Annotated in this window: 19 protein-coding genes, 1 tRNA gene and 1 other RNA gene; 6 read left to right on the forward strand and 15 right to left on the reverse strand. The window is 65.5% G+C overall.

Annotated features, from left to right (window positions below):
• Positions 1–60 precede the first annotated feature (60 nt).
• Together CH273_RS05895 and CH273_RS05900 are read right to left on the reverse strand one after the other, a co-directional pair.
• Positions 61–2,196 (reverse strand): 3-hydroxyacyl-CoA dehydrogenase NAD-binding domain-containing protein, encoded by a 2,136-nt coding sequence (locus tag CH273_RS05895; RefSeq protein ID WP_032395307.1) that lies wholly within the window; start codon positions 2,194–2,196, stop codon positions 61–63.
• A gap of 9 nt (positions 2,197–2,205) precedes the next feature.
• Positions 2,206–3,417 (reverse strand): acetyl-CoA C-acetyltransferase, encoded by a 1,212-nt coding sequence (locus CH273_RS05900; protein ID WP_032395308.1) that lies wholly within the window; start codon positions 3,415–3,417, stop codon positions 2,206–2,208.
• Between the two features lie 232 nt (positions 3,418–3,649).
• On the opposite strand from CH273_RS05900, the gene CH273_RS05905 reads away from it, so the two are divergent.
• A complete protein-coding gene (locus tag CH273_RS05905; protein WP_032395309.1) occupies positions 3,650–3,886 on the forward strand; it encodes a hypothetical protein in 237 nt (78 codons plus the stop codon).
• A gap of 12 nt (positions 3,887–3,898) precedes the next feature.
• On the opposite strand, the gene CH273_RS05910 is transcribed toward CH273_RS05905, so the two are convergent.
• From CH273_RS05910 to phoU, 5 genes are read right to left on the reverse strand one after another with little or no spacing between them, the layout of a single operon-like run.
• On the reverse strand, positions 3,899–6,199 hold the full coding sequence (locus CH273_RS05910) for a DNA polymerase III subunit gamma and tau (RefSeq protein ID WP_032395577.1): 2,301 nt from the start codon (positions 6,197–6,199) through the stop codon (positions 3,899–3,901).
• 44 nt (positions 6,200–6,243) lie between these two features.
• Positions 6,244–8,637, reverse strand: a complete 2,394-nt coding sequence (locus tag CH273_RS05915; RefSeq protein ID WP_032395310.1) for a helicase-associated domain-containing protein — start codon at positions 8,635–8,637, stop codon at positions 6,244–6,246.
• 51 nt (positions 8,638–8,688) lie between these two features.
• The gene (locus CH273_RS05920; RefSeq protein WP_032395311.1) at positions 8,689–9,264 is read right to left on the reverse strand and encodes an HhH-GPD-type base excision DNA repair protein; all 576 of its coding nucleotides are present in this window, start codon (positions 9,262–9,264) and stop codon (positions 8,689–8,691) included.
• A 35-nt stretch (positions 9,265–9,299) separates the two neighbouring features.
• On the reverse strand, positions 9,300–10,103 hold the full coding sequence (locus CH273_RS05925) for a transglutaminase-like domain-containing protein (protein ID WP_052049483.1): 804 nt from the start codon (positions 10,101–10,103) through the stop codon (positions 9,300–9,302).
• Between the two features lie 37 nt (positions 10,104–10,140).
• Positions 10,141–10,794, reverse strand: coding sequence for a phosphate signaling complex protein PhoU (gene phoU / locus CH273_RS05930; RefSeq protein WP_032395313.1), 654 nt, complete (start codon positions 10,792–10,794; stop codon positions 10,141–10,143).
• A gap of 105 nt (positions 10,795–10,899) precedes the next feature.
• Here phoU and CH273_RS05935 point away from each other — a divergent pair, with 105 nt between their 5' ends.
• A complete protein-coding gene (locus CH273_RS05935) occupies positions 10,900–11,229 on the forward strand; it encodes a YnfA family protein (protein WP_032395314.1) in 330 nt (109 codons plus the stop codon).
• Between the two features lie 25 nt (positions 11,230–11,254).
• On the opposite strand, the gene CH273_RS05940 is transcribed toward CH273_RS05935, so the two are convergent.
• Both CH273_RS05940 and CH273_RS05945 read right to left on the reverse strand, forming a co-directional pair.
• Positions 11,255–12,505 (reverse strand): lipase family protein, encoded by a 1,251-nt coding sequence (locus CH273_RS05940; protein ID WP_032395578.1) that lies wholly within the window; start codon positions 12,503–12,505, stop codon positions 11,255–11,257.
• 185 nt (positions 12,506–12,690) lie between these two features.
• Positions 12,691–13,362, reverse strand: a complete 672-nt coding sequence (locus tag CH273_RS05945; RefSeq protein ID WP_032395315.1) for a TetR/AcrR family transcriptional regulator — start codon at positions 13,360–13,362, stop codon at positions 12,691–12,693.
• Positions 13,363–13,466: 104 nt separating this feature from the next.
• Here CH273_RS05945 and CH273_RS05950 point away from each other — a divergent pair, with 104 nt between their 5' ends.
• Entirely contained in the window at positions 13,467–14,984 is a 1,518-nt protein-coding gene (locus CH273_RS05950; protein ID WP_032395316.1) for a DHA2 family efflux MFS transporter permease subunit, read from the forward strand.
• A 54-nt stretch (positions 14,985–15,038) separates the two neighbouring features.
• Here CH273_RS05950 and CH273_RS05955 read toward each other — a convergent pair whose 3' ends face one another.
• Both CH273_RS05955 and ffs read right to left on the reverse strand, forming a co-directional pair.
• A complete protein-coding gene (locus tag CH273_RS05955) occupies positions 15,039–16,325 on the reverse strand; it encodes an aminotransferase class I/II-fold pyridoxal phosphate-dependent enzyme (RefSeq protein ID WP_032395317.1) in 1,287 nt (428 codons plus the stop codon).
• Between the two features lie 53 nt (positions 16,326–16,378).
• Positions 16,379–16,473, reverse strand: an RNA gene (gene ffs / locus CH273_RS05960) — signal recognition particle sRNA small type.
• Positions 16,474–16,568: 95 nt separating this feature from the next.
• Between ffs and CH273_RS05965 the strand changes: the two genes are divergently transcribed.
• A tRNA-Ser gene (locus CH273_RS05965) sits at positions 16,569–16,656 on the forward strand.
• Positions 16,657–16,855: 199 nt separating this feature from the next.
• On the opposite strand, the gene CH273_RS05970 is transcribed toward CH273_RS05965, so the two are convergent.
• Positions 16,856–17,602 (reverse strand): 3-hydroxybutyrate dehydrogenase, encoded by a 747-nt coding sequence (locus tag CH273_RS05970; RefSeq protein WP_032395318.1) that lies wholly within the window; start codon positions 17,600–17,602, stop codon positions 16,856–16,858.
• Positions 17,599–19,014, reverse strand: a complete 1,416-nt coding sequence (locus tag CH273_RS05975) for an MFS transporter (RefSeq protein ID WP_032395319.1) — start codon at positions 19,012–19,014, stop codon at positions 17,599–17,601. Before CH273_RS05975 ends, CH273_RS05970 begins: the two co-directional genes overlap by 4 nt.
• A 137-nt stretch (positions 19,015–19,151) precedes the next feature.
• Here CH273_RS05975 and CH273_RS05980 point away from each other — a divergent pair, with 137 nt between their 5' ends.
• Together CH273_RS05980 and CH273_RS05985 are read left to right on the forward strand one after the other, a co-directional pair.
• Positions 19,152–20,060, forward strand: coding sequence for a LysR family transcriptional regulator (locus CH273_RS05980; protein WP_179273014.1), 909 nt, complete (start codon positions 19,152–19,154; stop codon positions 20,058–20,060).
• 64 nt (positions 20,061–20,124) lie between these two features.
• Positions 20,125–20,847: a mycothiol-dependent nitroreductase Rv2466c family protein gene (locus CH273_RS05985; RefSeq protein WP_032395321.1), complete on the forward strand. Its 723-nt coding sequence runs from the start codon at positions 20,125–20,127 to the stop codon at positions 20,845–20,847.
• Between the two features lie 149 nt (positions 20,848–20,996).
• Here the strand turns inward: CH273_RS05985 and arr are convergent, their stop codons facing one another.
• Both arr and CH273_RS05995 read right to left on the reverse strand, forming a co-directional pair.
• Positions 20,997–21,425, reverse strand: a complete 429-nt coding sequence (arr, locus tag CH273_RS05990; protein WP_032395579.1) for an NAD(+)--rifampin ADP-ribosyltransferase — start codon at positions 21,423–21,425, stop codon at positions 20,997–20,999.
• A gap of 116 nt (positions 21,426–21,541) precedes the next feature.
• The gene (locus CH273_RS05995) at positions 21,542–22,192 is read right to left on the reverse strand and encodes a class I SAM-dependent methyltransferase (RefSeq protein ID WP_032395580.1); all 651 of its coding nucleotides are present in this window, start codon (positions 22,190–22,192) and stop codon (positions 21,542–21,544) included.
• Positions 22,193–22,250 lie beyond the last annotated feature (58 nt).

Consider the following 22,250-nt stretch of genomic DNA (forward strand, 5'->3'; position numbering starts at 1 on the left):
CTTCGGCAGTGGTGCGGTTATGTGCCACCGGGGGCACTCGATCGCACCACTGCCTCGGCACTAGCGCAGCGAGGCAGGAACCTGGAAGCGATCGCCGTACTTCTTCGCCAATTCGTCTGCACGAGTGACGAATCCGGCCTGACCTCCCGGGTAGCCGACGACGTACTGGTGCACGCCTCCGGTCCAGGCGGGGAAGCCGATGCCGAAGATCGAGCCGATGTTGGCGTCGGCGGTGGTGTTCAGCACACCCTCGTCGAAGCACTTCTGCGTCTCGATGGCCTCGATGAACAGCATGCGTTCCTTGAGGTCCTCGAACGGGATGTCCGCCGAACCCGACTTGAACGCATCACGCAGTCCGGGCCACAGTCCGGTGCGCTTGCCGTCCTCGTACTCGTAGAAGCCCGCACCCTTGGCCTTCGACGGACGCTCGAACTCGTCGACCATCTTGTCGATGACGGCACCGGCCGGATCCTCGGGAGGAGTCTGACCCGCGGCGATGAGGGCGTCGTAGGTTTCCTTGCGGATCTTCTGCATCAGGTTGAGCGTCAGTTCGTCCGAGAGCTGAAGCGGCGCAGCCGGGTAACCGGCCTGCAGACCGGCCTGCTCGATGGTCGACGGCTCGACGCCCTCGCCCAGCATCGCAATGGCCTCGTTGATGAACGTGCCGATCACACGCGAGGTGAAGAAGCCGCGACTGTCGTTGACGACGATCGGGGTCTTCTTGATGATCTGCACCAGGTCGAATGCCTTGGCCAAGGCCGCATCCGACGTCTTCTCGCCGCGAATGATCTCCACCAGCGGCATCTTGTCGACGGGTGAGAAGAAGTGGATTCCGATGAAGTCTTCCTGACGCTTGATGCCCTGAGCGAGGCTCGTGATGGGCAGCGTCGAGGTGTTGGAACCGAGCAACGCCGTCGGATCGACGAGGTCCTCGATCTCCTGGAACACCTTCTGCTTCAACTCTTCCGACTCGAAGACAGCCTCGATGACGAGGTCTGCGCCTTCGACGTCCTTGGCGTCGGCCGTCGGGTGGATCCGCGCGAGCAGAGCGTCGGACTTCTCCTGGGTGGTCTTGCCACGCGAGAGTGCCTTGGCTTCGATGGCCTCGGAGTACGCCTTGCCCTTCTGCGCCGCCTCGAGAGCAACGTCCTTGAGCACCACGTCGATTCCGGCCTTGGCACACACGTACGCGATGCCCGCGCCCATCATGCCTGCGCCGAGAACCGCAACCTTGGTGAAGGTGGTCTTCTCGATGCCGTCGGGACGGGACTTGCCGGCGTTGATCGCCTGCAGATCGAAGAAGAACGCCTGAATCATGTTCTTGGACACCAGGCCGGTGACCAACTCGGTGAAGTACCGCGACTCGATGGTGCACGCGTTGTCGAAGTCGACCTGCGCACCTTCGACCGCCGCCGCGAGAATCGCACGCGGTGCAGGCATCGGAGCGCCCTTGATCTGCTTGCGCAGGTTGGACGGGAATGCGGGCAGGATCTGTGCGAGCTTCGGATTGGACGGCGTGCCGCCGGGGATCTTGTAGCCCTTGACATCCCACGGTGCGACGCCACCCTCGGGGTTGGCCTTGATCCAGGCCTTGGCGGTGGGCACCAATTCGTCGATGCTGCCGACCAACTCGTGAATCAGACCGATCTCGAGTGCCTTCGCCGGACGGAACCGGGTGCCCTGCGCGAGCACGGTCATGAAGCCGGTCTGGATGCCGAGAAGTCGCGTGATGCGGGCGACGCCGCCGCCGCCGGGCAGCAGGCCGAGGGAAACCTCGGGAAGACCGATCTGGACGCCGGGAACATCGGCCGCGATGCGGTGATGAGTCGCGAGCGCGATCTCGAGTCCGCCGCCGAGTGCTGCGCCGTTGATGGCGGACACGACCGGCTTGCCGAGCTTCTCGATACGACGCAGCTGGCCCTTGACTTCCTGCACCTCGTCGAACACCTGCTGAGCGTCCTCGGGCTTGGCAGCGATGAGCGTGTGCAGATCGCCGCCGGCGAAGAACGTCTTCTTGGCGGAGGTGATCACGACGCCGGTGATGGAGTCGACCTCGGCCTCGAGGCGGTCGACGGTCGCTCCCATCGAATCCTTGTACAGCTGGTTCATCGTGTTGGCGCCCTGGTTGGGGTCGTCCATCGTCAGAACGACGATACCGTCGGCGTCCTGGTCCCACTGAATCATGTTGTCAGACATCGTAATACCTCAGACTCGCTCGATGATGGTGGCGACGCCCATGCCGCCGCCGATGCACAGGGTGATCAAGGCGTACCGGCCGCCGCGGCGCTCGAGCTCGTCGAGCACGGTGCCGGTGATCATCGCTCCGGTCGCTCCCAGCGGGTGGCCCATGGCGATGGCACCGCCGTTGACGTTGAGCTTCTCGTTCGGGATGTTGAGATCCTTCTGGAAGCGCAGCACCACGGAGGCGAACGCCTCGTTGAGCTCGAAGAGATCGATGTCGTCGACGGTCAGGCCCGCGGTCGCGAGAACCTTCTTCGACGCCGGGGTGGGTCCGGTCAGCATGATGGTCGTATCGGCACCACTGGTTGCGGTGGCGACGATGCGCGCCCTCGGAACCAGGTTCAGATCCTTACCGGCCTGCTCGCTGCCGACGAGGACGAGTGCTGCGCCGTCGACGATGCCGGAGCTGTTTCCGCCGGTGTGCACGTGATCGATCTTCTCGACCCAGTGGTACTTCTGCAGCGCCACATCGTCGAATCCGCCCATGGCCGCGATACCGGTGAAGGCCGGGTTCAGCTTGCCGAGCGATTCCACGGTGCTACCCGGACGCATGTGCTCGTCCTGGTCGAGGATGAGCAGGCCGTTCTGGTCGGTGACCGGAACGACGGACTTGGCGAAGTAGCCACCCGACCACGCTGCGGCGGCGCGCTCCTGCGACTGGACGGCATATGCGTCGACGTCCTCGCGGCTGAACCCCTCGATCGTCGCGATGAGGTCGGCACCGATGCCCTGCGGGGCGAAGTAGGTGTCGTAGTTGGTGACGGGGTCCATGGCCCACGCGCCGCCGTCACTGCCCATCGGCACACGCGACATCGACTCGACGCCACCGGCGATGACGAGCTCGTCCCAGCCCGAGCGCACCTTCTGTGCAGCCAGGTTGACGGCCTCGAGACCGGACGCGCAGAAGCGGTTGAGCTGGAAGCCGCCGACGGTGTCGGGCATCTTCGCTGCGAGCACCGCCGTGCGCGCTATATCGGCACCCTGATCTCCGACGGGTGAGACCACGCCGAGGATGAGGTCGGAGATCCGGTTCTCGTCCATGTCGGGGAACCGTCGACGAAGCTCGTCGATCAGACCGGTCACCAGGGAAATCGGCTTCACCGAATGCAGGGAGCCGTTCTTTCCCTTGCCTCGGGGAGTCCTGATGGCCTCGTAAATGAATGCCTCTGTAGTCACAGCGCGCAGTTCCTTCCAGATACTCGATCTTCTTGCGGTCGCCGTGCCGGCCGACCGCGTCGGTGCGAGGCCATGACAGACCTCAGCTCATGCCACAGTAGGGCGGGCGATGGATCCGGCGTAAGGACCGAAACGAGCGTTGTACATGACCGACGCGAAGGTTCAGGTTTGAACGACCTGAGCGTGGGACACTCCGATAGATCAGATCTACCGAGCGCGGAAGAAGACCTCCATGGAAACCAACAACGAATTGACCGTGGGCGCTCGCGTCAAAGTACGCATTCACACCACCGGCACCGACGACGAAGCTGCTCAGGACACGTGCGAGACCGGGGCGATCGTCGAGGACTTCGGTGTCCAGACACCCGAGACCACCTCACGGGACTGGGCGGTGGCACGGCGTTGGGCCGTGGCCCTCGACAGCGGACGCCTGGTGTTCGCCGACAACGAGGACCTCACCGTCGGCTGAATCACCCGTCGATCAGGTCTCCTTGAGCGGTACCGCTCCCAGTTCGCTGACCAGCAGCTCCATCGCGACGGTCTCCGGATCGCGTCGAACCGTCGGATCGGCAGGCTCGGCCGCGGCCTTGAGCAGCTCTTCCTCGTCCTCCGGGGTCTCCGGTGGCGGTGGCCCTACCGGCTCGGGCTCGTCGGGATAGTCCGGCGCTTCGGGCATCGGAATGTCGTCCGCCCCGATGCCGGCCGAGGATCCATCGCCCGCTGATCCGAACCCGTCCGACGTGGGACGGGAAGCCCCTGCCTGGCTCGGCCTCGAGAACTTCGGCAGCGACGCGGGTTTCGCTGCCGGTTCATCTTTTTTTGCTGATGACTGTTCCGGCGGTGCCGCCGCACCGACCAGGCACACCACCGACCATTCGACCCCGAATACGTCACGCAGAGCGTCGCGAATGACGTCGGCGTTGCGCGGTTCCTCCAGCCGCTTGGCCAGCGGTGCCGAGTCGTGACCGAGCGTGATGGTGCCGTTCTCGACGGTGCGCACCGAGGCACCGGAGAGCATCACCTCGACGGTCCGGCTGCGGTCTCGTACCTTCGTGCGCACCTCGGACCACACAGCTCGAACCGCGGCTGCGTCGGGCTCGCTCGACACGGCGGCGGGCGCCGCCACGGGTTCCGGTTCCGACTCGAACACCGGATCCGGCTCGGGGCCGTAATCGTCCTCGGGCTCCGGCGGAAAATCTTCGTGGGAAACCGAGGCAGCGGGGGCCGGTTCCTGTGATGCCGAAACCGGTTCCGGAGTCGGCTCGGGTGTGGGAGCGGGCTCGGGGTTCGGAGCGGGCTCGGGTGTGGGAGCGGGCTCGGGGTTCGGAGCGGGCTCGGGTGTGGGAGCGGGCTCGGGTGTCGGAGCGGGCTCGGGTATCGGGGCCGGCTCGGGTCGTGCAGGCTCCGGTGCCGGTGTGGGAATCGAGGCAGCGGGTGCGGGCGCCACTGGAGCAGGTGCCGGTGCGGGCGCTGCCGGCTCTGCGGCCGGTGGACGTTGCGACGGTCGTTCGAACTTGCTCACCGGTGCCGGACCCGAGGGCGCGGGTTCCTCGGTGGGTTGCAGTTGCGGTCGCGTCGGATCTGCGGCTGCCTGGGCGACGGCTGCTTGCTCCCCCGCCGGAAGGGTGACGTCCAGGCGGCGCTCGACGCGTTCGAGTCGTTGCAGCACCGCCGATTCCGCGTCGGACGCCGAGGGCAGCAGCATTCGGGCACACATCACTTCGAGCAGCAGACGCGGGGCCGTGGCACCGCGCATCTCGCCGAGGCCCGAGTGCACGATCTCGGCGTACCGAGTCAGTGTCGCCGAACCGAGCAGATCGGCCTCGTCACGCAGTCGCTCGAGGACGTCGCCGGGAACGTCGACCAGACCGCGTTCTCCGGCGTCAGGCACGGCCTTCATCAGGATCAGATCTCGCATGCGATCGAGGAGGTCGATGGCGAAGCGGCGTGGGTCATGGCCCGCGTCCATCACCTTGTCGACGGTGCCGAACAGTGCGCCGCCGTCGCCCGCGGCCAACGCGTCGACCGCTTCGTCGATCAGTGCGACGTCGGTGACGCCGAGAAGCGAGAGTGCGCGCGGGTACGTGACGCCCTCGGGTCCGGCTCCGGCCAGGAGCTGATCCATGACGCTGAGCGAGTCACGGGGCGAACCTCCGCCGGCGCGGATGACCAGCGGGTAGACCGCATCCTCGACCGGAACCTGTTCCTGGCCACAGATCTTCTCGAGCAGACCGCGCATCGTCGACGGCGCGAGCAGCCGGAACGGGTAGTGGTGGGTACGCGAGCGGATGGTGGGGAGCACCTTCTCGGGCTCGGTGGTGGCGAAGATGAAGACGAGGTGCTCTGGTGGCTCCTCGACGACCTTGAGCAGCGCGTTGAAGCCCGCCGGGGTCACCATGTGTGCCTCGTCGATGATGAAGATGACGTAGCGCGATTCGGCCGGGGCGTACACGGCCTTGTCTCGCAGATCTCGCGCATCGTCGACGCCACCGTGGCTGGCCGCGTCCATCTCGACGACGTCGAAGTTGCCGGGTCCGCCCGGTGCGAGGGCGACGCAGGAGTTGCACACCCCGCAGGGGGTCGACGTCGGACCCTCGGCGCAGTTCAGCGATCGAGCGAGGATGCGCGCCGAGGAGGTCTTTCCGCAGCCACGCGGCCCGGAGAACAGGTACGCGTGATTGATTCTGTTGCTGTCCAACGCCACGCTGATCGGCTCGGTGACGTGCTCCTGACCGACGACCTCGGCGAACGTCGCGGGACGGTACTTCCGGTAGAGGGCCACGCCCGAAAGGGTACCGGCGACCACGGACACAGTTGCATCGCCGGTCATTGTGGACCGGTGGACACCGCTCTGATGTTCATGATGGCGAAGCTCTCGCGGCTGCCGGTCGATTCCGAGAGCGCGTGCAGCCAGTGGCCGTCCTGCAGCGCATCCGAGATCGCGTGCCGAACGATGGCTCCTCTGGAGTTCTGGTAGTCGATAGAGACGGGTGTGCCGCGCGCTGCGGCGTCGGTCAACAGATCCAGCTCACGCGGCAGCAACCGGCTGTGTGAATCGAGTGCAGACCGCACTCGTGCCTCGTCGACGGCTCCGTCGCCGCCGGCCAGCAGGAGCCGCGCGAGCTCGCGTGGTTCGCGGCGGTGCCGTGCCGGGTGGACGGCACGATGGATCTCCCGAGTCTCCCCCGCGCGGATTCGAGGCGCGCAGTCGAGTTGGAGTTGCCCGGTGTCGGAGTGCCGGACCGGGGAGTATCCGTGCCTGCGAAGCACGGCGATGGTGTCGATGGGCGTGGCCGAACTGACCAGGACGGTGGGAGCGAGGCGCTGGAACTGCAGCACGGCCAGTGACTCGTCGGTCTCGATGTTCGTCAGCAGCACGACGTCCTCGGAGACGATCGCGCACGGGATCCGCCTCACGGCCAGTGCGCCGTAGCTGCGCCAGCAGTCTCGGATCGTGTAGTCCAGTGCCTGAGGCAACTCGGTGTCGGCCATCGCGGTCAACGCATCGATCAACTCCTCGCCGGTGCCGCCGGTGTCGAAGAAACCCCGGATGGTCGCCGGGGTGAAACGCCAGACCGATGCGACGTCCCTCGACTCGGGCTGCGCCGCCGAGCCGAGTATCGACGCCACCTCGGTACTGGGTGGTCCGGTCACCACCGCCGTGGAATCGGGCAACAGCCGAACGGAGAACGGAACCCACCCGGCCATGTCCTGCAACTGTGCTGTCAGAGCCGCGCGGATCTCGCGAGGGTCGCCGTCTCGACCCGCAGGGAACTCGGTGAGGGTGCGGCACAGATCGGTCGGCGCACCGTCGGCCAGTACCCCGAGTCGACCGGCCTCGAGCCACAGCGCGTGCACGTGACCGGCCCCGGCGCTGGTCGAGACGACCGGGATGTGCCAATCCAGATACCGGGCAAAATCCTCCGAACCATGCAGAACCGTCGCCGGCGCGTCGGCGTCCTCGTATCGCAGCAGAGCCGTCAGCGCCGTCGCACGCAGGTCCGCTGCCGCCGGGTCGTCGAGCATCTTCTTGAGAACGGGAACGGTCTTCTGGGACGCACGGGGCACTCGGTGGGTGGGCGTGAAGGGCGAACTCCACCATGCCGTCAGCAATGTGGCCGCCTGTTCGGCCCGCGTGCTCGTGGACCACGTCTCGTACGCCGAGGTCAACGCGATTCCGGTCTTCCCGCGTTCGGCCAGCAGTCCGGCTTCGCGGGCCAGCATCAGCATCAACGCGGTGTCGTGTTCGTCGGCGAATCCCAGCCTGCTCGTCAGCGACCGAATCCCCTTGGCACTGACGCCACCGGTCTTCATCGTCGTCAGGCCGTCGGCGTCGATGGCCGTCAGCAACGCCTGCGTGTGTTCGCAGAACTGCAGCAGGGCGATCGAACGTGAGCGCCGCACGTCGTCGTGCGAGAGCACTCGGGTGTCGAATGTCGGCGGCGTGAGTTCGATGGGCAGACGCCACCGCTCCCCTCGCAGGGCGATGCTCACCTCCAACGGCATCTCGACGCGATGCCCGTCGAGTCGATACAACAATCCCCGCTCGAATGCGGCCGCGCCTGCAGTCGGAGGAACATCGAAGATCAGTGACACCGGCTTGCCATCGACGAAGCGAGACAACATCGCTCGCATCTCCTCGGGCCCGCCGTCGAACAGTGCCCGAATACGTTCGGGTGTCATGGCAGTGGCAACGGAGTCCGCGCGCGCCGCTCGCTCGAGCGTCGGGTCGATACCGAGGAGCGCAAGCACAGCCACCCTGTCCTGCTCGACTGCGCAGTGCAGGAACAGCTTTCGCTGCCTGCGGGCCAGTCCGAACGGATGCGAGAACACCCCGGACAGGTCGACGGGTGAGTATTCGACAGTGCCTGCGCCGAGTGAGGAATTCGGCCAGATCAACCCGTGGGCCGTCAGTGTGGCCAGAGCTGCATCGATGTGTGGTGTCTCGTTGATCGACCCCTCACTCGCCCAGTGCCCGATCTCCGCGCGGCTCAGATCGCCCATCAGCGCGAACAATTCGAGGAGAGCGAGCGCACCGCTGTCGAGTCGACGCGGCAGCATCGACACCCGAGACGGGGCTTCGAGCAACTGCGCGAGCAAGCCGAACGAGCGCGGTGGTGGGTCGGTCGCCACGTCCGGCCGACGGTGCAGCAGATCGGTCAGTGCGTCCTCGTCGAGAGACGCCAGCCAGCCCTCGTACGTCCCGATACTGTCGGTCATCTCGCCCCCCGGTGAAAGTTCTGGTCACTGTAACGACCGGCACCGACAGACTTATTTGTTCTTGGCTGCCGCTTTCGCCGCCTTCTTGAACTCGCGCACCTCGAGCAACGACTTCTCGTCCACCACGTCGGCGATGGATCGACGCGCTCCGTCGTCGCCGTACGGTCCGGCGGCCTTGCGCCAGCCGTCGGGCGTGACGCCCATCTGCTTACCGAGCAGCGCGAGAAAGATGCGGGCCTTCTGATCGCCGTAGCCGGGGAGGGCCTTTAGTCGTTTCAGCACTTCGGCACCGTTGGGATCGTCGCGGGTCCAGATCTCCTGCGGCTTTCCGTCGTAGTTCTCGACCAGGAACGCCGCCAGCCCTTGGATGCGCTTGGCCATCGAACCCGGGAACCGATGGACGGCCGGGGTCTGCGCGCACAGGGCCGCGAATTCCTCGGGATCGGCGTCGGCGACGGTGTCGACTTTCAGGTCACCGAGACGGTCGACGAGCTTCTTGGGGCCTGCGAACGCCGACTCCATCGGTACCTGTTGATCGAGCAACATGCCGATCAACAGCGCGAACGGATCCTCGGCGAGCAGTGCATCGGCCTCGGGATCGCCGACGAGGTGCAGTGTGCGAGACATGGCCTCGATCCTGCCACGCGCGTGTACTCGTGCGATCAGGTGATCGAGACCAGCTGGGTGATGTCGTCGAAGGGCAGTGGTCCGTCGACGACGGCTCCGACGACGGCGCTGTTGAGGATGATCGATCCGCCGTGGTTGTCGAGGAAGGCGGTGTCGGATGCGTCGCGTCCGGTGGCGATGCGCACCAGGGTCGATCGAGGTGCGAGGCACGTCGCGTCCACCACTCGCCATTGGCCTTCGACGAATGCTTCGGCGACCGCGTGGAAGTCCATGGGATCGCAGCCCGGTGCGTACACCGCGACCAGGCGAGCGGGGACATTGACCGCACGCAGCAGGGCCACCACGAGGTGGGTGTAGTCGCGGCAGACTCCGGCTCCGGCGAGGAGGGTGTCGACCGCGCCGTCGATGGGGTCGCTGCTACCCGGGACGTAGCTCAGACGGGCACCGACCCAGGACGAGACCTCCGCGAGCAGCTTCTCCGACGGCGGGTAGGAACCGAATTCCGTTGCCGCGAAACCGAAGAACTTGTCCGCTTCGGAGTATCGACTCGGCCGCAGGTAGAGCGAGAGGTCGTAGTCGGAGACCGGAGCAGGCTCGGTGTTGCCGTAGATGGTTGCCGAATACGACGCCTCGAGCTTGCCGACGTCGGCGTGGATCTTGTGGATGCGGGTGCCGTGAGCGCCGCTGATCTCCTGCGCCTCGATCGGTTGACCGTCGAGTGTGAACGAGAGTGCTTCCCACACATCGGTTCCCGGATGAGGTGCGATTGCGATCTGGAACTCGAGGGTGCTGGCCTCGGTCACGTCGACATCGAGGTACGCAGAGACGTCACGTTTCATCGTGCCGATCCTGCCATCTTCGAGCCGTTCGCGCAGACTATGACTCGTCGGTGGGGCGATCGCCGGTCACCAGGAAGATGACGCGTTTGGCGACCTCGACAGTGTGGTCCGAGTATCGCTCGTAGAAGCGTCCGAGCAGCGTGATGTCCACTGCGGCCGGCACACCGTGCGGCCAATCGGGTGCGGAGGTCAGCATGAACAGGCTGCGGTGCAGCGCGTCCATCTCCTCGTCCTGAATCCGGAGGTCGGCTGCGAGTTCGGCGTCTCGGGTTTCCAGCACGCGTTGGGTGGCCGCTGCCTGGGCGACGGCAACCCGGCCCATCTCCTCGAACACTCCCTCGACCTCGGGCGGAAGTACGTGCGCGGGATGGCGGCGGCGAGCCAGCTCTGCGACGTGGACGGCGAGTCCGCCCATCCGCTGTAGGTCGGCGACGATGTTGATCCCGGAGACGACGCGTCGTAGATCGTGGGCGACCGGTGCCTGCAGGGCCAGGAAGCCGAATGCTCCGTGCTCCCACTCGGCGGCGAGGGTATCGATCTCCTCGCGGTATTCGATGGTCTGCTCGGCCATGACGATATCGGCGGTCAGCAGTGCACGGGTGGCGTCGACCATTGCCTTTTCGGCGATTCTCGACATTTCGGACAGGTTCGACGCCAAGGAATCGAGCGTCTCCGTGTAACTGTCCCGCATGTGAAACTCACCTCTACCGACTCGGCCCTCGACGCGGGGCCTATAGGCCTGTACCCCCAAAGGCATCTTTCTACACCAGGTCGGGGCTGTGGGAGCCTTTGTCGCATGAACATTGTGAAGTCGGTCATGCTGTTCGCGGTTGCGGCCGTGTTCGAGATCGGCGGGGCGTGGCTGGTGTGGCAGGGGGTCCGCGAACATCGCGGATGGCTCTGGGCGGGAGCGGGCGTGATCGCCCTCGGTGCCTACGGTTTCGTGGCGACGCTGCAGCCCGACGCCAATTTCGGTCGGATCCTGGCGGCATACGGCGGTGTGTTCGTTGCAGGGTCACTGCTGTGGGCAATGGTGGCCGACGGCTTCCGACCCGATCGCTGGGACATCGCCGGATCGTCGATCGCACTGATCGGCGTGGCGGTGATCATGTACGGCCCGCGCTGACCCGCGCGGGCCGTACTTCGGCAGATCAGCAGTTGGACGGCGCGGGCACTCCGTAGAACCGATCCTTGATCCAGTTCTGCGCCTCGCCGAGACCGAGGAGGTCCGGAATCAGGTGTCCGGCACCGGAACCCGGCACGATTGCCGGAACCTGCGCGGCACTCAGCTGCACGGTGGCACCCTTGCCGCACCAGTCGCCGGCCAGCCCGACGGCCTGTCCGTGAGGCACGATGTCGTCGGACGTACCGGACTGGATCAGCACCGGAGCGTTGGGCGTGCGTTCACCGATCTTGTTCTTGGCCAGGATGTCCGCGGCGATGGGCAGCCGGTCCAGTACAACCGAGAGCGGCTCGCCGGTCTTGGTGTACTCGTTGGTGCGGTGCAGCCCGACGTTCAGAATCGTTTCTCCCACACACTGATTCGCCACCAGGTTCAGCATGGCCTTGCCTGCGTCGTTGATGTTCTCGTCGACGATCGGCTGCAGACCGGGATCGGAATTGAGCAGACCGTTGAGGGTGTAGCCGATCACGCCGGTCAGGATGGTGCCGTCGACCTGCTCGAGGGTCGCCTTCAGATCCGCCGGGGGTGCGCCCGCATAGGTGCCGACGAGGTCGATCTCCGGTGCGTACTCTCCGGCGATCTCCGCAGCAGCAGCCGCTGCTCCGCCGCCCTGCGAGTAGCCGTACGCCGCGACCGGACCGTCCGCGGAGATCTTGGTGCCCTGCAGGTTCTGCGCTGCGCGGGCGGCGTCGAGCACAGCGTGCGCTTCCGAGGCGCGGTTGACGTAGGTGTGCGCACCGGGAGTGCCGAGGCCTTCGTAGTCGGTGATGACGACGCCGTATCCCTGCGACAGCAGGGAGTATGCGGCGAGTACCTCGTACTCGACCATGAAGCCGAGCGGCGGGGTGTAGGTGATGACGTTGTTGAGCATCTTCGATGGCGCGCACTGATCGCCCTGGCCCTGGGTTCCTGGAGCGAGGACGACGAGCGGACGCGGGCCCGGCCCGGTCCACGGTGCGGCAGGATCGATGTACGTGCCCGTGACGGCATTGGCCGCATCGTTGGAGTCGGTGCTGCGGTACATGATTCGCGTTGCCGCGCCGGGCAGAGGGCCACCGATTCCGGGGACCGACAGAGCGAGATGCGACGGCTCGGACCGGATCACATCACCCGGGGAGCCTGCGGGCAGCGGGCTCGGCGGTACGTAGAAGTCCGATTCGACGGTGGAACCCGTCGACGATCCGGAGCCCGGGGCTGCAGATGCAATCGGAGTGGTCATACCGATGAGCACCGCGGATACCGCTACTGCCGAAAAAATGACACGCGTCGAACGCAACTCGAATCCCCCAACGTCGATCCCCAGCCCCCGAGTAAGCGGTACATCGGGTAGCACTCAATTCCGTTAGGGACCCTACGTGATCGATCGCACAACGCAAAGGGTTTCGTGACGTGGACCCAGTTCACTCAGCGTCGACGACGATGCATCGCCGTCTTGGCCATGTCGACCTCGTCGCTGGTGAAGGGACGCCCTGGAAGCGCCGAGCGCGGGACACCGTCGCCCCGCAGACCGTCGAGCAGGACGGTGAAGTAGCGACGCCAGTTGGTCGCATCGACGGCGCTGGAGAATTCGACGCTCGCGCCGATCATGCCGAGCACCGGATAGAAGTCGTTGACCGCGATATCGGACCTGAGCTGCCCGGACGCGAGCGCTCGCTCGACGATCTTCTCGAAGAACGGATCGATACGCGAACGAACCCGAGCGATGCCGCGACAGCCTTCGTCCGAGCCGAGGACGACCTCACCGAGTCCCCTGTCGGAGGACATCCCCTCGCACACCTCGGCCAGGAACTGCACCAGCCCCTCCCACGGATCCTCGGCCTCGAGTGCGCGCTCCGCGGTCGCGAGCATGTCTTCGAGTCGCTGCTCGAAGACGCCGTCGATCAACTCTTCCTTGCAGGAGAACCGTCGGTAGACGGTTCCGACACCCACTTTGGCGTGGGCAGCGACGTCGTCGAGTGTGATGTCGATTCCGCGTGAGGCGAACAGTTCGCGCGCCGCGTCCACGATGCGTCGACGGTTGCGTTCGGCGTCCGCACGGAGGGGCTTCGCTGCCGATGTGTCGGCTCTCACACTCATTCGATGTCCGTTTCACCCGATAAGCGGAGGACAGTCCTCCACTTCGCTGCTACCTTGTTCTACAACCGGAGGATACACCTCCGCATAGTCGAACCGAGGACACCATGACCACCCTTTCATCGGAGAACGTGGGCGACGCGACGTCGACCACGACACCGGCGGACGAACGTGCGCATAGGAATCGATGGCTGATTCTCGCCACGCTCGGCCTGGCCCAGCTCATGGTCGTGCTCGACGCGACCATCGTGAACATCGCACTCCCCGCTGCCCAGCTCGACCTGGGGTTCGACAACGCCGATCGCTCCTGGGTCGTCACCGCATACGCCCTCGCGTTCGGCAGCCTGCTGCTGCTCGGCGGACGGCTCAGCGACCTCTTCGGTCGCCGCAACACCTTCCTCATCGGCCTCGTCGGCTTCGCGTTGATGTCGGCGGTGGGCGGCGCGGCCGTCAACTTCGGCATGCTCGTCGCGGCTCGCGCCGGTCAGGGTCTCTTCGGCGCACTACTGGCCCCCGCGGCCCTGTCGTTGTTGGCCACCACCTTCACCGACACCAAGGAACGCGCCAAGGCATTCGGCATCTTCGGTGCCATCGCAGGCGGCGGCGGCGCACTCGGCCTGCTGCTCGGCGGCATGCTCACCGAATGGGCCAACTGGCGCTGGAGCCTGTACGTCAACCTGATCTTCGCTGCACTCGCCTTCGTCGGCGGGTTCCTCTTCCTGGCCAAGCACAAGGTCGACGTCCGGCCGAAGCTCGACATCCCCGGCACCCTCGCGGTCTCGGCTGCACTGTTCTCGATCGTCTACGGCTTCGCACACGCCGAGTCCGACGGCTGGAGCAACTCGGTCACCCTCGGATTCCTCGCCGCTGGTGTCGTTCTGCTCGCGGTGTTCGTGACCATCCAGATGCGCGTCGAGCACCCCCTGTTGCCGCTGCGCATCGTCCTCGATCGCACCCGTGCGGGATCGTTCCTGGCCGTATTCGTCACCGGCGCAGGCATGTTCGCGGTATTCCTGTTCCTGACCTACTACCTGCAGAACACCCTGAAGTACACACCCATCACCACCGGGTTCGCGTTCATGCCGATGATCGCGTCGCTGATCCTCACCGCGACACTGTCGACGGCGCTGATACTCCCCCGCTTCGGGCCGCGCATCCTGATGACGACCGGCCTGATCGTGGCCTCGGTCGGAATGGGACTGCTGACGCAGATCGACATCGACAGCAGCTACGTCACGCACATCCTGCCCGGCCTGGTCATCATGGGCCTCGGACTCGGTGCCACCATGGCACCGGCCATGCAGGGCGCGATCTCGGGCGTCGACCCGGACGACTCCGGCGTCGCATCGGCAACGGTGAACACGATGCAGCAGGTGGGCGGCTCGATCGGCACGGCGCTCCTGAGCACAGTGGCTGCCAACGCCGCCACCAGCTACGTCAGCTCCAACATGGCGACGGCAACCGACGCGGCTCTGCTGCAGGCCAACGCCGAGATCGCCAGCTACACCACCACGTTCTGGTGGGCGTCGGGAATCTTCCTGCTCGGCGCAGTGCTGTCGGCCACGCTGCTGAAGAAGGGACCGCTACCGTCGGCTCCCGAAGGTGCGGTAGTCGTCGGGCACTAGTGCGCTACGCGCAGTGGTGTGGTTATGCGCCTCAGGGGGCGCATAACCACACCACTAGCTTTCGAGGAGCTTCTCGGTCGCGGCCAGCAGTACGCAGGTCGCGACTCCGTCCATCGACTTCTCCAGCTCACCGAGCGACGGGAAGCTCGGGGCGAGGCGAATGTTCTTGTCTTCCGGATCTTTACCGTACGGAAAGGCCGAGCCGGCGGCCGTCAGCGCGATTCCGGCGTCCTTGGCCAGCGCGATCGACCGAGCGGCCGTGCCCTCGAGCACGTCGAGGCTGATGAAGTAGCCGCCCTTGGGTTCGGTCCACGACGCGATCTTCGACGCACCGAGACGGTCTTCGAGGATCTGCTGCACCAGAGCGAACTTCGGGGCCAGGATCTCGCGATGCTTGGCCATGTGGGCCCGCACGCCGGCGGCGTCACCGAAGAAACGCAGGTGCCGCAGCTGGTTCAGCTTGTCCGGCCCGATGCTCTTCTTGCCGAGATGCTTCTGGTACCAGGCCAGGTTCTCCTCGGAACTGCCGAAGAAGCTGACGCCCGCACCGGCGAACGTGACCTTCGACGTCGACGCGAACACGAACGCGCGGTTGGGGAAGCCTGCCTCGGCCGCCATGCCGAGCACGTCGTACGACGGCGCGAACTCCTCGGTCAACGGATGGACCGCGTAGGCGTTGTCCCAGAACAGTCGGAAGTCCGGTGCAGCCGTGGGCATCGTGGCCAGCGCTCGCACAACTTCCTCGGAGTAGACCGCGCCGGTGGGGTTCGCGTAGTTCGGCACCACCCACATGCCCTTTATCTGCGGGTCCGACGCCACCAGGTTGGCGATCTCGTGCACATCGGGGCCGTCGGGTCCCATGGGAACAGAGATCATCTCGATGCCGAAGCTCTCGGTGATCGCGAAGTGCCGGTCGTAGCCGGGAGCCGGGCACAGAAAGCGCACGTTCGGCTCGGCCGACCAGGCTCGCGGCGAGTCGGGCAGACCGTGCAGCAGCGCCCAGACCACGAGGTCCTGCATGATCTCGAGGCTGGCATTGTTGCCGGCCAGCAGGTTCTTCACCGGGATGCCGAGCAGTTCACCGAAGATGGCGCGCAGTTCCGGCAGGCCCGCGAGCCCACCGTAGTTGCGGCAATCGGTGCCGTTGCCGTCCTTGTAGTCCGCGCCCGGGAGCGTCAACAGCTCGGCAGCGAGATCGAGCTGCTCGGGTGACGGCTTGCCGCGGGTGAGATCCAGCTTCAGATTCTCGGTCTTGAGCTGCGTGTACTTCGCGCTCTGCCGCTCGTGCTCGGAGGCAAGCTCCTCATGGTTCATCAGACCCAACTGGGTTTGCGCTGACATGCGGAGCGGCCTCTCGGTGACTGGGTTCCCCGGACAGTGTTGCTGCCACTGAATAAAGGGGACCCCGCGCACCCGGCAGAGCCCATTGACCCTTGCTGCCTTCCGGCCCTGGGGGAGTTCACAGGATGCGCGCCGCGCGGGATCCGTTAGGAAGTGTAGCCGCCTCCCGTCGGGCAACACATCACCACCCTTCGCGCCTCCCGATTTGGGAGATGGTGGGGGTAACCGGGTAAGCTTCCCCACGGAGGATTCGCCTAGTGGCCTATGGCGCTCGCCTGGAACGCGGGTTGGGTTAACGCCCTCAGGGGTTCAAATCCCCTATCCTCCGCCAGAGAAGCCCCCGTGACACGTCACGGGGGCTTCTTGCTGTTCGGGATGGGTCCGTTCACCCGCCCGCCCTGGTTCGCGTCAATGGACCCTTGCACCGGTCAGACGTGTGCAAGGGTCCATCCACCCAGTTCACGATTCCGCGTCGATGGCACATTGACACGCTCAGACGTGTGCAGTGGTCCATTGACGCGGGGCGCGGACTATCGAGCCGACCAACCACCGTCCATCGTGTACGACGCTCCGGTGACCATGCCTGCGTGCTCGGAGGTCAACCAGCCCACCAGTGAGGCGACTTCGGCGGGTTCGACGAGTCGCTTGATGGCAGCCTCGGTCAACAGGACCTTTTCGAGTACTTCGTCCTCGGGGATGTCGTGTGCCTTGGCCTGGTCGGCGATCTGCTTCTCGACCAGCGGCGTGCGCACGTATCCCGGGTTGACGCAGTTGCTCGTCACACCGTGGGCGGCACCTTCGAGGGCCGTCACTTTCGACATGCCTTCGAGTGCATGTTTGGCGGTGACGTAGGCGACCTTGAATTCCGATGCCCGTAGTCCGTGTACCGAAGACAGGTTGACCACTCGACCGAAGCCGCGAGAGTACATGTGCGGCAGGGCAGCTCGGATGAGCAGGAACGGAGCCTCGACCATCAGGGTCTGAATTCTGCGGAACGCGCCTGGGTCGAAGTCGACGATCGGTGCGACGGTTTGAATGCCCGCATTGTTGACCAGGATGTCGACGTCCAATCGGAGGTCGTCGAGAGCGGTGGTGTCGAGCAGATCCACCGACCAGACGTCACCGCCGATCTCCGACGCCAATTCCTTTGCGGCAACGTCGTTCACATCGGCGACGGTGACGCGTGCGCCCCGGCCGGCGAGCTCGCGTGCACACGCGGCCCCGATGCCGGACGCTCCCCCGGTGACGAGGGCGGAGCGTCCGGTCAGGTCGGTCACTGCTTCACATTCTGATCGAGCAGACCAGCCTTGGCCAGCTCGGCCTCGGTGGCCAGGTTCTTGGCGTCGGCGATGTCGATGCTTTCGAGCGCCAGTCCCTTTGTTTCCCTTGCGATGACGACGGCAACCACGGTGATCGCGCAGGCCACGGCGAGGTACACCGCGATCGGCACGGACGAGCCGTAGACGTCGAGCAGCTTCACCGCGATGATCGGGGCCAGCGAACCGGCGACGATCGAGGTGACCTGGTAGCCGAGGGACACACCGGAGTAGCGCATCCGCGTCGGGAACATCTCGGCCATGATGGCCGGCTGCGTGGCGTACATGAAGGCGTGGAACATCAGGCCGATGATGATGGCCAGCATGATGACGACGTTGTGTCCGCTGTTCATCATCGGGAAGGCGAAGAAGCCCCACGTCGCGGCGGTGATGGCACCGGCGAAGTAGACGGGGCGACGCCCGACGCGGTCGGCGAGCTTGCCCACCAACGGAATCGTGCAGAAGTGGATCGCGTGGGCGATGAGCATCCACCACAGAATCGTGGAGGTATCCGTTCCCACTTCCACCGAGAGGTACGTGATCGAGAAGGTGACCACGAGGTAGTACATGACGTTCTCACCGAAGCGCAGGCCCATCGCGGTGAACACGCCACGGGGGTAACGCTTGACGACCTCGAAGACGCCGTACGACGCGGCCTTGATGACCTCGGCCTGCTTGTGGGCCTCGAGGAAGATCGGAGCGTCGGAGACCTTGGTGCGGATGTAGTAGCCGACGAAAACGATGACGGCAGAGAGCCAGAACGCGACGCGCCAGCCCCAGCTGAGGAAGGCCTCGTCGGACAGGGTGGTCGTCAGGACGAGCAGAGCGACGGTGGCGAGCAGGTTGCCTGCGGGCACGCCTGCCTGCGGCCAGCTGGCCCAGAATCCGCGGGACTTGTTGGGGCTGTGTTCTGCGACAAGGAGAACCGCGCCGCCCCATTCGCCGCCGACGGCGAAGCCCTGGATGAATCGCAGGGTCACCAGCAGGGCCGGTGCCCAGTAGCCGATCGCCTCGAAGGTCGGCAGGCAGCCCATGAGGAACGTGGCTCCGCCGACGAGGACGAGGCTGAACTGCAGCAACTTCTTGCGGCCGTACTTGTCGCCGTAGTGGCCGAAGACGATGCCACCCAATGGTCGTGCGACGAAGCCGACGGCGTAGGTGACGAAGGCAGCGAGGATGGCGTCGAGCTCGCTGGTTCCGGCGGCGAAGAAGATCTTGCTGAACACCAGTGTCGCGGCGGTTCCGTAGAGGAAGAACTCGTACCACTCGACGATGGTGCCTGCCATCGATGCCCCGACGACCTTCTTGAGGCCTGCGGGGGTGGCATCGGGGTCCGGTTCGGACCGTTCTGCCAGCGGCTGATCGACGCTCATTGACTCTCCTGTGTTACTCGGCACTCGATGGTCACTGTTGTGACAGACCACACATTGGCGGGTTGCTCTGAGTATTGGTGCAGATGTTTCTCGGCGCAAGAGCCATGAACGCAGGTCGGATCTGCAAAACTGCAGACATGACGCTCGGTGGCGCGAAGATCCCCAGTGCAGACGACCTGCTGGTGCTGCTCGCTGTCAGTCGAACAGGTCGCTACAGTTCTGCGGCCGACGACCTGGGCATCAACCACACGACCATTTCCCGACGCATCGCCGCGCTCGAGGACACCCTCGGTGGCCGGGTCCTGACGCGGGGTGCCGGTGGCTGGGAGCTGACGCAGTTGGGCCGCGGCGCGCTGGCCGCTGCCGAGGCCGTCGAGGACGCGCTGCGCACCCTCGTCTCGAGCGACGCGGGTGCGTTGGAGGGCGTCGTACGCATCTCGGCCACCGACGGATTCAGTGCCTACATCGCGGCCCCGGCCGCGGCGCGGGTGCAGCGCGCTCACCCGCGGGTGAGCGTCGAGATCGTCGCGGTCACCCGACGGGCATCGCAGCAGCGATCGGGCCTGGACATCGAGATCGTCGTCGGCCAACCGCAGGTGCACCGCGCGGAGGCCATCCGGCTGGGGGACTATCTACTCGGCCTCTATGCCTCCGAGGCCTATCTGAAGGACCACGGAACTCCGCAGGTGCCGGCCGACCTCTCCGCGCACCCGTTCATCTACTTCATCGACTCCATGTTGCACGTCGACGATCTCGATCTGGCCCCCAACTTCACCCCGACGATGCGCGAATCGGTCACCTCCACCAACGTCTTCGTCCACGTCGAGGCGACCCGCGCCTCGGCCGGCATCGGACTGCTGCCGTGCTTCATGGCCGACCGCCACTCCGACCTACAACGAATCCTGCCCGACGCCATCGCGGTGAAACTGACCTACTGGCTCGTCACCCGAAGCGAAACATTGCGACGGCCGGAGGTGTCGGCGGTGGTCGACGCCATCCGCGCGGTGGTGAACGAGCAGCGCGCGGCTCTGTTGGGCGAGAACTGACAGCGTCGGCGCGGGTATACCGTCGACCACACGGAACTTCCGTCCCAGAAGGAGCGTCCCCTCGATGGCCGATATCGACTTCTACTTCGATCCGGTGTGCCCGTTCGCCTGGATGACCAGCAAATGGGTCCGCAAGGTCCAAGCCCAACGCGACTACACCGTCGACTGGCGGTTCATCTCGCTGCGGCTGCTCAATTCGCACATCGATTACGACGCGCACTTTCCACCCGAGTACGAGGCCGGTCACACCGCAGGTCTGCGACTGTTGCGGGCTGCCGCCGACATTCGTCGCGAGCACGGGTCGGACGCGATCGGGCCACTGTACGAGGCCCTCGGCACGCACATCTTCGACACCGAGGTGGTGCCCGACGACGCTGCGAGCCACGGACATCGCGGCACCGCGGAATTCCTCGGGCCGATCCTCGAAGAACTCGGGCTACCCACCCGTCACACCGCAGCACTGGATGACTCGTCTCTGGACGAGGAGATCCGAGCCGAAACCGATCATGCACTGTCACTGACCGGCAAGGACGTCGGCACACCCATCATCGCCTTCGAGCCGCCGGACGGAGTTGCCTTCTTCGGCCCGGTGATCAGCCGACTCCCCAGCGACGAAGAGGCAGTAGCACTGTGGGACAACGTGATCGGCCTCGCTCGGTTCCCCGGCTTCGCCGAGATGAAGCGCAGTCTGCGTGAGCTTCCTCAGTTGAAGGCCCTCGGGGTGCAGGACGACGAAGCGGGCGTGGTCCAGGACTGGCACGGCGGGAGCCGACGCCAGAAGAAGTGATGGTGCGGCCGGCTTGCTCGTTGTTTGTTTTCACCCCAACGCTTTTCGCAGACTCTCGGCGAATCGGCTCCGATCAGGTGACCGCAACGCCCGTGCCGTCGTGATCGGGTGAACCTCGGCCCGGGCGAAAAATCACCGGAGAGTGTCGCCTAGTCGTAGAGAACGGCAGTTCCCGTTCGCCGCAACGCCTCCAGACCGTCTCGGAAACGCTGCAGGTATTCGGGCGAATGACCGACCCAGTCGGTCATCTCCGCGACGATGCGTACCGGTTCTGCACTGCGATAGGAGTGGGTCGGGTTGCCGGGAAACTTCTTGTCCGTGACGTTCGGGTCGTCCTCGACACTGCCGGTCGGCTGCACGATGTAGACCCGCGGATTCCCCTCGCCGACGGCCATCTCCGCCGCGAGCACAGCGCCGTCCAGCACCTTGGTCATGTAGACGTAGTTCGAGATGTGCTCGGGACGGTAATTCGAGCGATAGCCGGGGACCAAGAAGTCACCGGCCTCGAGATCGGCCTTCGTGCCATGAAAGTAGGCACCGGACTCGTGTACGCGAAATCGCTCCGGTGTATCGGCCATGTCTGCCATCACAACTCCTCCGTGTCGGTAGCCGGAAGAGTGTGCACCGCCGACGGGGTCTTGCCGCAAGCCCCCTACCCGGCGATACACTGAAGGCAACGACAGTTGTGCGACCTTCAGTAATTCGGCTCTGCGAGACGGGAGCCGACAGTCCCGACGCGAATCTGGATGTGGCCTCCGCGGACAGCGCGGGCCGAAAGATCCTGCAGCAGTGGCGTCATCGCCGTCCACGGATGAGCCTCGATGTCCGACCCACCGAGTCGACACGCGAGTTTCGCCAGCGGGGTCCACCCCGCCGACCATCCGACGGGACGCTGCATGTCGACGACAGCCACGACGCCGCCCACTCTCGTCGCCGCGATCATCGCCTCGAGGGCCGCCTGCCATGGCGTCATCAGCGACAGCGCGTAGGTGCTCAGGGCCGCATCGAACGGGGCCTGTTCCCCCAGATCCGCGGACGTCAGGGCGGTGGCGTCGGCTGCGACGAGCGTGACGTTGCCCCAACCGAACCGGTCGGCTCGCCGTCGGGCCTGTTCGAGCATCTGCGGGCTGGCGTCGACTCCGGTGATCGAGCCGGTCGGGCCGACCATTCGCTGCAGCCCCGCGAAATTCAGCCCCGTCCCGCAGCCGAGGTCCAGAACATGGCTCCCCGCAGGCAGATTCAGCAACTCGAGCGCCGCCTCCCGCCCGGCGCGATACACCGGCCATTCGAAGGAGATCACGTCGTACAGGCGCGCCGAGACGGTGTACTTGGTCGGTCGTCTCATCTCGGGTCTCTCCAAGGCGCAGGCATAGTGGGAGGTATGGGAATCCGTCGTTCGTCTT

Origin of the sequence: Rhodococcus sp. 05-339-2, assembly GCF_002258965.1 — a bacterium.
In the GTDB taxonomy this organism is placed as follows: Bacteria; Actinomycetota; Actinomycetes; order Mycobacteriales; family Mycobacteriaceae; genus Rhodococcoides.

Coding starts and splice junctions, on each gene's coding strand:
- CH273_RS05955 (WP_032395317.1), bottom strand. CDS start 16,325: ATGTCAGCGCAAACCCAGTTGGGTCTGATGAACCATGAGGAGCTTGCC.
- CH273_RS05995 (WP_032395580.1), bottom strand. CDS start 22,192: ATGAGACGACCGACCAAGTACACCGTCTCGGCGCGCCTGTACGACGTG.
- CH273_RS05925 (WP_052049483.1), bottom strand. CDS start 10,103: ATGAAACGTGACGTCTCTGCGTACCTCGATGTCGACGTGACCGAGGCC.
- CH273_RS05905 (WP_032395309.1), top strand. CDS start 3,650: ATGGAAACCAACAACGAATTGACCGTGGGCGCTCGCGTCAAAGTACGC.
- CH273_RS05945 (WP_032395315.1), bottom strand. CDS start 13,362: ATGAGTGTGAGAGCCGACACATCGGCAGCGAAGCCCCTCCGTGCGGAC.
- phoU (WP_032395313.1), bottom strand. CDS start 10,794: ATGCGGGACAGTTACACGGAGACGCTCGATTCCTTGGCGTCGAACCTG.
- CH273_RS05950 (WP_032395316.1), top strand. CDS start 13,467: ATGACCACCCTTTCATCGGAGAACGTGGGCGACGCGACGTCGACCACG.
- CH273_RS05940 (WP_032395578.1), bottom strand. CDS start 12,505: ATGACCACTCCGATTGCATCTGCAGCCCCGGGCTCCGGATCGTCGACG.
- CH273_RS05935 (WP_032395314.1), top strand. CDS start 10,900: ATGAACATTGTGAAGTCGGTCATGCTGTTCGCGGTTGCGGCCGTGTTC.
- CH273_RS05975 (WP_032395319.1), bottom strand. CDS start 19,014: ATGAGCGTCGATCAGCCGCTGGCAGAACGGTCCGAACCGGACCCCGAT.
- CH273_RS05895 (WP_032395307.1), bottom strand. CDS start 2,196: ATGTCTGACAACATGATTCAGTGGGACCAGGACGCCGACGGTATCGTC.
- arr (WP_032395579.1), bottom strand. CDS start 21,425: ATGGCCGATACACCGGAGCGATTTCGCGTACACGAGTCCGGTGCCTAC.
- CH273_RS05920 (WP_032395311.1), bottom strand. CDS start 9,264: ATGTCTCGCACACTGCACCTCGTCGGCGATCCCGAGGCCGATGCACTG.
- CH273_RS05980 (WP_179273014.1), top strand. CDS start 19,152: ATGACGCTCGGTGGCGCGAAGATCCCCAGTGCAGACGACCTGCTGGTG.
- CH273_RS05985 (WP_032395321.1), top strand. CDS start 20,125: ATGGCCGATATCGACTTCTACTTCGATCCGGTGTGCCCGTTCGCCTGG.
- CH273_RS05915 (WP_032395310.1), bottom strand. CDS start 8,637: ATGACCGACAGTATCGGGACGTACGAGGGCTGGCTGGCGTCTCTCGAC.